At 45.8% G+C, this 11,626-nt stretch carries 7 protein-coding genes; 5 read left to right on the plus strand and 2 right to left on the minus strand.

All coding sequences use genetic code 11. From position 1 onward, the window contains the following. Window positions 1-116 precede the first annotated feature (116 nt). The 4 genes from gltB (at window position 117) to can (ending at window position 8,312) form a co-directional block, all read left to right on the plus strand. The gene (gltB, locus tag ACMXYO_RS01650; RefSeq protein WP_415886716.1) at window positions 117-4,568 is read left to right on the plus strand and encodes a glutamate synthase large subunit; all 4,452 of its coding nucleotides are present in this window, start codon (window positions 117-119) and stop codon (window positions 4,566-4,568) included. A gap of 75 nt (window positions 4,569-4,643) precedes the next feature. After that, a complete protein-coding gene (locus ACMXYO_RS01655) occupies window positions 4,644-6,065 on the plus strand; it encodes an FAD-dependent oxidoreductase (protein WP_415886717.1) in 1,422 nt (473 codons plus the stop codon). Between the two features lie 396 nt (window positions 6,066-6,461). Beyond that, complete coding sequence (gene hemE / locus ACMXYO_RS01660; RefSeq protein ID WP_415886718.1) at window positions 6,462-7,529, plus strand: uroporphyrinogen decarboxylase; 1,068 nt, start codon at window positions 6,462-6,464, stop codon at window positions 7,527-7,529. Window positions 7,530-7,583: 54 nt separating this feature from the next. After that, complete coding sequence (can, locus tag ACMXYO_RS01665) at window positions 7,584-8,312, plus strand: carbonate dehydratase (protein WP_415886719.1); 729 nt, start codon at window positions 7,584-7,586, stop codon at window positions 8,310-8,312. A gap of 73 nt (window positions 8,313-8,385) precedes the next feature. Here can and ACMXYO_RS01670 read toward each other — a convergent pair whose 3' ends face one another. After that, window positions 8,386-9,663, minus strand: coding sequence for an O-acetylhomoserine aminocarboxypropyltransferase/cysteine synthase family protein (locus tag ACMXYO_RS01670; protein WP_415886720.1), 1,278 nt, complete (start codon window positions 9,661-9,663; stop codon window positions 8,386-8,388). Window positions 9,664-9,809: 146 nt separating this feature from the next. Between ACMXYO_RS01670 and radA the strand changes: the two genes are divergently transcribed. After that, window positions 9,810-11,189, plus strand: coding sequence for a DNA repair protein RadA (radA, locus tag ACMXYO_RS01675; protein ID WP_415886722.1), 1,380 nt, complete (start codon window positions 9,810-9,812; stop codon window positions 11,187-11,189). Here the strand turns inward: radA and ACMXYO_RS01680 are convergent, their stop codons facing one another. Further along, window positions 11,190-11,561, minus strand: a complete 372-nt coding sequence (locus ACMXYO_RS01680; protein ID WP_415886724.1) for a PilZ domain-containing protein — start codon at window positions 11,559-11,561, stop codon at window positions 11,190-11,192. Window positions 11,562-11,626 lie beyond the last annotated feature (65 nt).

The raw sequence follows: 11,626 nt of genomic DNA on the forward strand, positions 1-11,626 counted from the left end.
CCCAAACCCACTTCGCGTGTAGAATAGCTGTCCCTTTTTGCTGAGTGGCGCATATATTGCAGCAGAAAGAATTATTAAGATATTGATTTTTAAGTATTTTTAAGTGGGAATGGCTTATGAGCAAAGGTCTTTATCGCCCCGGTGAATTCAAAGATAACTGCGGCTTTGGCCTTATGGCACACATGCAAGGCCAAGCGAGTCACGATCTGCTAGAAAAAGCGATCGAAGCACTAGCGTGCATGACACACCGTGGTGGCATTGCGGCAGATGGTAAAACAGGTGACGGTTGTGGCCTGTTGATGCAAAAACCTGATGGTTTTTTGCGTACCGTTGCGCAGGAAGAATTTAACACCGATCTAGGCGAATTTTATGCGGTTGGTATGGTATTTTTACCACGTGATGCAGCGAAAGCAGAAGCAGCACGTAGCGCAGTAAATGCTGCGATTACTGATCAGGGTCTTGAAGTTGCTGGATGGCGTGTAGTTCCAACCGATGAATCTTGTCTAGGGCCTATCGCAAAAGATACCCTGCCACTCATCGAACAGGTCTTTATTACAGCGGCAAGCAAATCTGAACGTGAACTAGCAATAAGCTTGTTTACAGCACGCCGTAAAGCTGAAATTGCAATGTCAGCTGATGAAGATTTCTACATTTGTAGTTTCTCAGACAAAGTTATCTCCTATAAAGGTTTAACTATGCCTGTTGATCTACCTGTGTTCTTTAAAGATTTGGCAGATCCGCGTCTAGAAACAGCTGTATGTACTTACCATCAGCGTTTCTCTACAAACACTGCACCACGCTGGCCACTTGCTCAGCCTTTCCGCTTCTTAGCACATAACGGTGAGATCAATACTGTTGACGGTAACCGTAACTGGGCTAAAGCACGTGCAAGCAAATTCGCTACAGATCTACTACCTAACCTAGATGAGCTGCAGCCTATTGTTAATACAACAGGTTCTGACTCTTCAAGTATGGATAACATGCTTGAGTTCCTATTGGTTGGCGGCATGGATATCTACCGTGCTGTACGTATGATCGTACCGCCGGCATGGCAGAATGTTGAAACTATGGATGCAGATCTACGTGCATTCTATGACTTCAACTCTATGCACATGGAACCATGGGATGGGCCAGCAGGTATGGTAATGACCGATGGTCGTTTTGCTGTATGTATGCTTGACCGTAACGGTTTACGTCCATCTCGATGGGTAATGACTAAGCAAGGTTACATCTGTACTGCATCTGAAATCGGTGTATTCAGCTATCAGCCAGAAGATATTGTGGCCCAGGGTCGTGTAGGACCGGGTCAGATCTTGGCGATCGATACGCAGACAGGTGATGTTCTGCATACACAAGATGTAGATAACCGCCTAAAAGCGGCTCAGCCGTATAAGAAATGGCTTAAAGAGAATGCTCTACGTTTAGAGCAGACTATGGACTTGGAAGAAGAGTCTAAATCTTTCCCTGCTATGTCAGCGGACGAGATTAAAACTCACATGAAAATGTTCCAGGTTACTTTTGAAGAGCGTGACCAGATCCTACGTCCACTAGGTGAGAGTGGTATGGAAGCGATCGGTTCTATGGGTGATGACAAGCCAATGGCTGTCCTATCTGACCGTGTGCGTTCTTTATATGACTATTTCCGTCAGCAATTCGCTCAGGTTACTAACCCACCTATCGATCCTCTACGTGAAGCGATCGTTATGTCGTTAGAAACGTGTATCGGTTCTGAACAGAACGTGTTCGAAGAAACACCAGAACACGCTCGTCGAGTAATTCTGACTACGCCTGTCTTATCCGCAAGCAAGTTTAACCGCCTGCGCGATAACCAAGAGCCAGGGTTCGAAGTTGCGCAAATTGATCTGAACTATAACCCTGAAGAGATCTCTCTAGAGGGTGCGATCAAGTCTATTGCCGATCAAGCTGAGCAAGCTGCTCGAGATGGCAAGGTAATTCTAGTGCTAAGCGATGCTAATATCGCTCGTGGTTGCCTTCCAGTCCACGCTGCTTTAGCTACAGGTGCAGTGCACCACCGCTTAGTTGATAAAGGCTTGCGTTGTGATGCTAACATCGTTGTAGAAAGTGGTACGGTTCGTGACCCTCATCACTTCGCGGTACTCTTTGGTTTTGGTGCGACAGCTGTTTACCCATACCTTGCTTACCGTGTTCTTAACGATCTATGTGCTGCTGGCGAAATTCAAATTGAGCCGCTTCAGTCTCACGAGAACTACCGCAAGGGCATCAACAAGGGCTTGATGAAGATCCTATCTAAGATGGGTATCTCTACAATTGCATCTTACCGTGGTGCACAGTTGTTTGAAGCGATTGGTCTAAGCTCTGAAATCGTTGACCTGTGTTTCAAAGGTGTTACTAGCCGTATTGAAGGTGCTCGTTTCGAGGACTTTCAATTTGAGCAGGGCCTGCTAGCGAAAGAAGCTTGGACTGCGCGTAAGCCAATTCAAGCAGGTGGTTTGCTGAAGTATAAGCACGGTGGTGAATACCACGCTTATAACCCAGACGTAGTTAAGACAATCCACGAAGCGGTAGAAACAGGCAATCCTGAAGCTTACCAACGCTATGCTGAGCTGGTTAATAACCGTGGTTACGCAACTCTGCGTGACATGCTGGGCTTGCGTAAAGATGTTAAGTCTATCTCAATCGATGAGGTAGAGCCGGCTGACAATATCTTCCCGCGTTTCGACTCTGCTGCAATGTCCCTAGGTGCATTGTCTCCAGAAGCTCACGAAGCACTTGCTGTTGCGATGAACGAACTTGGTGGTCGTTCTAACTCCGGTGAGGGTGGTGAAGATGCTGCTCGTCACGGCACTATGAAGCGTTCTAAAATCAAGCAGGTTGCTTCGGGTCGCTTCGGTGTAACACCTGAATACCTATCTAACGCTGAAGTTATGCAGATCAAAGTAGCCCAAGGTGCTAAGCCGGGTGAAGGTGGTCAGCTACCTGGTGGTAAGGTTAATAGCCTAATCGCACGTCTACGTTACTCTGTACCAGGTGTGACGCTAATTTCGCCGCCGCCACACCACGATATCTATTCTATCGAAGACTTGGCGCAGCTGATCTTTGATCTGAAACAGGTTAATCCAGAAGCGCTAGTTTCTGTGAAGCTGGTATCTCGTCCAGGTGTAGGTACGATCGCATGTGGTGTTGCTAAAGCATATGCAGATTTGATCACTATCTCTGGTTACGATGGTGGTACAGCTGCATCACCAATGACATCGATCCATTACGCAGGTTCTCCATGGGAACTTGGTCTTGCCGATGCGCACCAGTCTCTACGTGGTAACCAACTACGTGGTTCCGTACGTCTACAAACAGACGGCGGTCTGAAGACTGGCTTGGATGTTGTCAAAGGTGCGATCCTAGGTGCCGAGAGCTTTGGTTTCGGTACAATGCCAATGGTTGCATTGGGTTGTAAGTACCTACGAATCTGTCACTTGAATAACTGTGCGACCGGTGTTGCGACTCAGAACGATAAACTGCGTGAAGATCACTTCCGCGGTACGGTAGAGATGGTTAAGAACTTCTTCCGCTTCGTTGCTGAAGAAACTCGCCAACTAATGGCACAACTAGGTGTTCGTTCCATGGAAGAGCTAGTAGGTCGCGTAGATCTTCTAGAGATCCTAGACGGTGAAACACCACGTCAGAAGAACTTGGATCTGTCTCCAATTCTGACATCTGCTGGTGAAGAGTTCCCTAACACTTGTCAGGTAGAGCGTAACGAGCCTTACGATCTAGCTGAACTGAATACTCAGATGCTAGAGCTTGCTGAGAAAGCGATTGCTGATAAGACAGGCGGTGAATACGAACTTGTTATCACTAACTGTGACCGTTCAGTAGGTGCCCGTACATCTGGAGCAATTGCTAAGCAGCACGGTAACCTGGGTATGAGCGATCAGCCTGTAACCTTCAAGTTTAAAGGTCATGCTGGTCAGTCATTCGGTGTTTGGAACGCTGGCGGTCAGAACCTATACCTAGAAGGCGATGCTAACGACTACGTTGGTAAAGGTATGGCTGGCGGTAAGATCGTTATCCGCCCATTTGATGAAGTAACATTCAAGTCAAATGAAACTGCCATCATGGGTAATACCTGCCTATACGGTGCAACTGGCGGTAAGCTATTTGCAGCGGGTCAAGCAGGCGAGCGTTTTGGTGTACGTAACTCTGGTGTACATGCTGTTGTTGAAGGTGCTGGCGATCACTGTTGTGAATACATGACAGGTGGTCTGGTTACTGTGTTGGGCTCTACGGGCTACAACTTCGGTGCTGGTATGACAGGTGGCTTTGCTTACGTTCTGGATATGGATAACAGTTTCGTGGATAAATATAACCACGAGCTAGTAGAGATTCAGCGTATCCACACTGAAAACATGGAAGCTTACAAAAATCATCTGCGCTCTGTGATCATTGAGTTCACTAAAGAGACAGGCAGTGCTTGGGGTCAAGAGATCATCGATAACCTAGATGATTACATCGGTCGCTTCTGGTTGGTTAAGCCAAAAGCTGCAAGCCTGAATGATTTGCTATCGAATATCCGTACACGTCCGGAATAAGAAGCAGATTTAACAAGTAGATGAAGAATAATCCGCAGCCCTGCTGTTAAGGGCTGCTTTTAAGAGGTGAGGATTATGGCTGACCGTTTGAATAACGATTTTCAGTTCCTCGATGTGGGTCGTAAAGGTCCACAGAAAATTGATGCAGATGTACGTAAAGAAGGCTTTGGTGAGATCTACGAGCCGTTTGCGAAAGAAGAAGCATCTGAGCAATCACACCGTTGTTTAGAGTGTGGTAACCCATATTGTTCATGGAAATGCCCAGTGCATAACCATATCCCGAATTGGCTGAAGCTAATTTCTGAAGGGAACATCATGGAAGCGGTTGAGTTAAGTCACCAGACTAACTCTTTACCGGAAGTTTGTGGTCGTGTTTGCCCGCAAGATCGTCTATGTGAAGGTGCTTGTACACTTAACGACGGTTTTGGTGCGGTAACTATAGGTTCTGTAGAAAAGTACATTACAGATACTGCATTCGCGATGGGTTGGAAGCCTGATATGTCTCAGGCACCAAAGACTGATAAGAAAGTTGCAGTGATTGGTGCAGGCCCTGCGGGCTTGGCTGCCGCGGACGTTCTAGTACGTAATGGTGTTAAACCTGTTGTCTTTGATCGTAACCCAGAGATCGGCGGTCTTCTTACGTTCGGTATTCCAGAATTTAAACTGGAAAAAGACGTAATGTCTCGTCGTCGTGAAATCTTTACTGAGATGGGCGTTGAGTTCCATCTGAATACTGAAGTAGGTAAAGATGTTCAGATGCAGGATCTGATCGATCAATACGATGCAGTGTTCCTAGGCATGGGTACGTACACTTACATGAAAGGTGGCTTCCCAGGTGAAGATCTAGATGGTGTGTATGATGCACTTCCGTTCTTGATCTCTAATGTGAATAACTGCCTTGGCTTCGACCAAGATGAAAACGGCTTCATTGACCTGAAAGGTAAAAAAGTGGTTGTCCTTGGTGGTGGTGACACTGCGATGGACTGTAACCGTACATCTATCCGTCAGGGCGCTGAGTCAGTTATCTGTGCTTACCGTCGTGACGAAGCGAACATGCCTGGTTCTAAGAAAGAAGTGGAAAATGCGCGTGAAGAAGGCGTACAGTTCCAGTTCAACCGCCAGCCAGTTGAAGTTGTAGGTGAAAACGGCAAAGTAACAGGTATCAAAGTTGTAAGCACGCAGATGGGCGAGCCAGACGAAAATGGTCGTCGTCGTGCTGAAGTCGTTCCTGGTTCTGAAGAGGTTCTAGAAGCGGATGCTATTCTTGTGGCATTTGGTTTCCGTCCTAGTCCAGCGCCATGGTTTGCTGATTTTGGTATTGACCTGCATGAAGATGGCCGTGTTAAAGCGCCAGAGCAGCATGTATTCCCGTTCCAGACTACTAACGAAAAAGTATTCGCGGGTGGTGATATGGTACGTGGTTCCGATCTAGTAGTTACTGCGATTGCAGAAGGTCGTAAAGCTGCTGAAGGTATTATGGATTATCTAGAAGTTTAACTTCTATATCGTCCGATTGAAAAATCCGGTACTTCTTAGAAGGCCGGATTTTTTTGTGTCTAAAAATGCTGTTCAGCGATTGATAATCGTACGGCGAATGCTGCTTAAGAAATTTTTGATAGCTAAGTGCTTCAGTTTTACTTGCGCTGGAGGAGCTAATATCCAACCAAGCCATCTCCTTTTGAAATCCTACAAGTTTTGCAGGGGCGAGATTAATAGGTGTAGAGGACTGGGATTGGTAGCCATTTAAAGCGATTGAAAACAGTAATAGACAGAATTTTTTTAAACTTAGATCACAAAGTTAGTCAATGAAGGATGGAATCACAGGTAATTCCTCTTAAAAATCGTTAAAATAGCGACCAATTCGAATTTACAAGATATAAGTGGCTGACACAAATGGCTGAATTGAAAAACGATCGTTTCCTACGTGCATTACTTCGTGAACCTGTAGATGCAACTCCAGTTTGGATGATGCGTCAGGCAGGTCGTTACCTTCCAGAGTACCGTGAAACTCGTGCGAAAGCAGGTGATTTTCTAAGCCTTTGCAAAAATAAAGAGTTGGCTTGCGAAGTTACAATTCAGCCTCTAGAGCGCTATGACCTAGATGCTGCGATTTTGTTTTCCGATATCCTGACAATTCCAGATGCGATGGGTCTTGGACTTTATTTTGAAGTAGGTGAAGGCCCGCGTTTCAAAAAGATCATCCGTACTGAAAAAGATGTAGCTGATCTACCTGTGCCAGATGCTGCAACTGATCTTGATTACGTAATGAATGCTGTAAAAGAGATCCGTCGTGAATTAAATGGTCGTGTACCACTCATTGGTTTCTCTGGTAGCCCTTGGACCCTTGCAACTTACATGGTTGAAGGTGGTTCTAGTAAAGACTTCCGTCATGTTAAGCAGATGATGTATGCAACGCCTGAGATTATGCACGCGTTGCTAGATAAGCTTGCACAGTCTGTCACGACTTACTTGAACGAGCAGATTCGCTCGGGTGCTCAAGCTGTACAAATCTTCGATACTTGGGGCGGTGCACTAAGTGGTCCTTGCTACCAAGAGTTCTCGCTTAAGTATATGAAACAGATTGTTGATGGCCTAATTCGTGAGCATGATGGTCGTAAAGTGCCAGTGATCATGTTTACTAAGAACGGTGGTCAGTGGTTAGAAGCAATGGCTGAAGCTGGCTCTGATGCACTAGGTTTGGATTGGACAACAGATATTGGTAATGCCCGTGCACGTGTAGGTGACAAAGTTGCCCTTCAAGGTAATATGGATCCAAGTGTTCTCTATGCTCCAGCAAGCCGTATTGAGCAGGAAGTAGAGTTCATCTTAGGCCAGTATGGCAACGGTTCTGGTCACGTATTTAACCTAGGCCATGGTATTCACCAGTTTGTAGATCCAGCGCAGCCGAAAGCGTTTGTTGATGCGGTACACGAACTAAGTGCGAAGTATCACCAGTCTTAATTTGATTTAGATTTCAGAGGGGCTTAAGCCCCTCTTTGTTTATAAGAGTGATTAATGAACAAGCTTACTCATCTTTTAGAAAGCAACCGCGAATGGGCGGAAAAGATAAATCAGGAAGACCCGCAGTTTTTTGAAACGTTAGCGCAGCAGCAATCACCTGAGTATCTGTGGATTGGCTGTTCTGACAGTCGTGTTCCTGCGAACGAAATTGTTGGCATGATGCCGGGTGAGCTATTTGTTCACCGTAACGTTGCAAACGTTGTTGTTCATACAGATATGAATTGTCTATCAGTCGTTCAATACGCGGTAGAGGTGCTTAAAGTTAAGCACATCATGGTTGTTGGCCACTATGGTTGTGGTGGTGTAGCGGCTTCTATCGAAGATGAACCGCATGGGCTTATTGATAATTGGCTGCGTAATATTCGACGTGTTTATGACAAGCATAAAGATTTCCTGTCTACATGGGGTGATTCACACCAGCAGTTAGATCGTTTGTGTGAGCTTAATGTAATTGAGCAATCGATGAATCTTTGTGAAACCACGATTTTGCAGCAAGCTTGGGCTAATGATCAGGAGATAACCGTACACGGTTGGATCTATGGTTTAAGAGATGGCTTAGTAAATGATCTTGAGTTTAATGCATCCAGTGCTGACGATGTAAGAGAACAGTATCAGCTGGCAATGAACAAAATGCATAAACTGCGTGAGCTGGCTCAGTCACCAGAGGCACCAGAAGAAAATGCTCGGACTATGTGGAATAAAGTTAAATCGATTTTTAATTGAGTCCTGATGGGATAAAAAAAGGCCGCATTTTTAGCGGCCTTTTTTGTATCAATATCCCGTCCAGAATAGGGTGTTATTTATTCACTGCTGCGAGTGCTTGTTCCAGATCTGCAATAAGATCATCAGCGTGCTCAATACCTACCGATAAACGAACCATCTCAGGTGATACACCAGCTGATGCCAGTTCTTCGTCATTGAGTTGGCGGTGTGTAGTTTCAGCAGGGATGGCTGCCAGAGATTTACAGTCACCAATGTTTACCAGTCGAGTGAAAATCTGTAGAGCATCATAGAACGGTGCTGTGGCTGCTCGGCCCGCTTTAAGGCCGAAACTGATAATGCCGGATGCCTGACCATTTAGATATTTCTGAGCAAGATCGTAGTCTTTATGGCTTTCAAGGCCTGCATACTTAACCCAGCTAACTTGATCGTGTTGCTCTAGGAAGTTAGCAATTTTTGCGCTGTTTTCATTGATGCGCTCCATACGTATGGCCAGAGTTTCTAGGCCTTGTAGGATCATAAAGGCATTCATAGGAGAGATAGCTGCCCCCGTGTTACGAAGTGGCACTACACGACAACGACCAATATAAGCGGCTGGGCCAAGGGCTTCGGTATAGACAACACCATGGTAAGACGCATCAGGTGTATTTAGCAGAGGGAAACGTTCAGCATTGTCTGCCCACGGGAATTTACCCGAATCGATAACTACGCCGCCAATAGAGTTACCGTGTCCGCCAATATACTTAGTCACTGAGTGAACAACGATGTCGGCACCGTGTTCAATTGGGCGCCACATAGCAGGGCTTGGTACTGTGTTATCCACAATCAGTGGGATGCCATTACGGTGTGCTACATCCGCTAGCTTTTCAATATCAGCGATACCGCCTGATGGGTTACCTACAGATTCACAGAAAAGCGCTTTAGTGTTTGCATCGATTTTGCTCTCTATTTCGCTAACGTCATCTTTGTTAGCAAAGCGAACTTTGATGCCTTGGTGAGGTAGCGTGTGGGCAAATAGGTTGTAGGTGCCGCCGTACAATTCGCTGGTAGAGATAATGTTATCTCCTGTCGCAGCAATAGTCTGGATCGCGTATGTAATTGCTGCCATACCGGAAGCAACTGCAAGTGCAGCTATACCGCCTTCCATTTCTGCTAGACGTTTTTCAAGTACGTCAGTGGTTGGGTTCATAATGCGCGTATAAATATTTCCTTCGACTTTAAGATCGAAAAGGTCAGCACCGTGTTGAGCATCATCAAAAGCATAAGATGTAGTTTGATAGATCGGAACCGCAACCGCTTTGGTTGTTGGGTCTGGGGAGTAGCCACCGTGAACGGCAATTGTTTCCAGCTTCATATACATCTCCTTTGATGTAGGGGTTTACCCTTGTTCTTATATAGGAGTTTGATTGTAGAGCAATAATAAAATAAGAAAAGATCTATAGGTTATAAGCAGAGTGTTGGGTAGAATTCTTATTTATAGATAATGCTTTGGAGAGAGTGATGGCACGCCAAAAAACAGCCTACGTATGTAATGACTGTGGAGCCGATTACACTAAGTGGCAAGGGCAGTGTACCGCCTGTAATGCTTGGAATACCTTGACTGAGGTGCGTTTAGCGACGGCAAAGACCGCTACGAACGAAGCGCGTAATGTACGTTTTGATGGTTATGCTGGTGGTGCTGGCAAAGATCAGGTGGTTAATCTCTCTGAGGTGGCGTTAGAAGAGATGCCACGCTTTACTTCCGGCGCAGGCGAGCTGGATCGAGTGCTTGGCGGAGGTTTGGTTCCTGGGTCTGCGGTTTTGATGGGCGGTCATCCGGGCGCCGGTAAAAGTACTTTGTTATTACAGACAATGTGCTTTCTGGCTGAACAGATGCCTGCGCTCTACGTGACAGGTGAGGAATCTTTACAGCAAGTGGCGATGCGCGCTAATCGTTTAGGTTTGCCGACAGCACAATTAAAAATGTTATCGGAAACGAGTGTCGAAGCCATCTGTAATACGGCTCAACAGCTAAAACCTAAAGTGATGGTGATTGATTCCATCCAAGTGATGCATATGGCGGATGTGCAATCAGCCCCAGGTTCTGTCTCTCAGGTAAGGGAATCGGCTGCATATATGACTCGATTTGCAAAGCAGACAGGTACGGTACTGTTTCTTGTGGGTCATGTTACTAAAGATGGGTCTTTAGCTGGGCCGAAAGTTTTGGAGCATATGATTGATTGCTCGTTGCAGTTGGAAGGTTCATCTGATTCTCGTTTTAGGACCTTACGCTCGCATAAAAACCGTTTTGGCGCGGTGAATGAGTTGGGCGTTTTTGCCATGCTCGAAAACGGCCTGAAGGAAGTTAAAAACCCTAGTTCGATCTTCCTAAGTCGCGAAGAGGGTCCAAGCCCCGGTAGTGTTGTGATGGTGGTTTGGGAAGGGACTCGTCCGCTGTTGGTGGAAATTCAGGCATTGGTCGATCAATCGCACATGAATAATCCGCGCCGTGTCGCCGTAGGTTTGGAGCAAAACCGCATGGCTATGCTGCTAGCTGTTTTGCATCGTCATGGCGGTATAATGACTGGCGATCAGGATGTCTTTGTTAACGTCGTGGGTGGGGTAAAGGTACTAGAAACCAGTGCTGACTTGGCGTTGCTATTGGCAGTTGTGTCTAGCTTCCGTGATCAATCTTTACCTCATGATCTGATGGTGTTTGGTGAGGTGGGTTTATCAGGTGAAATACGTCCAGTGCCGAATGGTCAGGAAAGGATCCGAGAAGCTGCTAAGCATGGTTTTAAACGTGCTATCGTTCCCAAAGGAAACGTCCCCAAAGAGCAGCTTCAAGGTATGGAAGTTGTAGCTGTTACTAAACTGACTGAGGCTTTAGAGGCGCTCTAGTTAGTCTTCAAAAAAATGATCTAATTCACGTTCCAGTAATGCTTCGTCGCCTAAGTTAAGTTCGACTAGGCGGCGTAATAGTGTCAATGAATCTAAATCCAAATTCTCGATGAGAAAACCGTACTCATTGTCACGTTGATGGGCTAATGTTGCTGGTGTACGGATTGCGATGTCATCACCGAGCAGATGAATGACAGCTTGAACCTCATCTCCTTTTTGTAGTACTAGTGCTTGCTCACTTTTTACAAGAATACCATTGAAAGAGATATCGACTAGGGTAACGTCCCAAGTGTCGTTATTTTGCTTCAATTCAGTCTGAGCATCAAAGTTGATACGGGTAAAGCGACGGCGTTCAGTATCTGATGTGGTCACAGCATTTCTTCCTAAGAAAAAGTGTATTTAACTCATATAATTATAGACATTACTTCAAAAAAAAA

The organism is Neptuniibacter sp. QD37_6 (assembly GCF_047778085.1).
GTDB lineage: Bacteria > Pseudomonadota > Gammaproteobacteria > Pseudomonadales > Balneatricaceae > Neptuniibacter.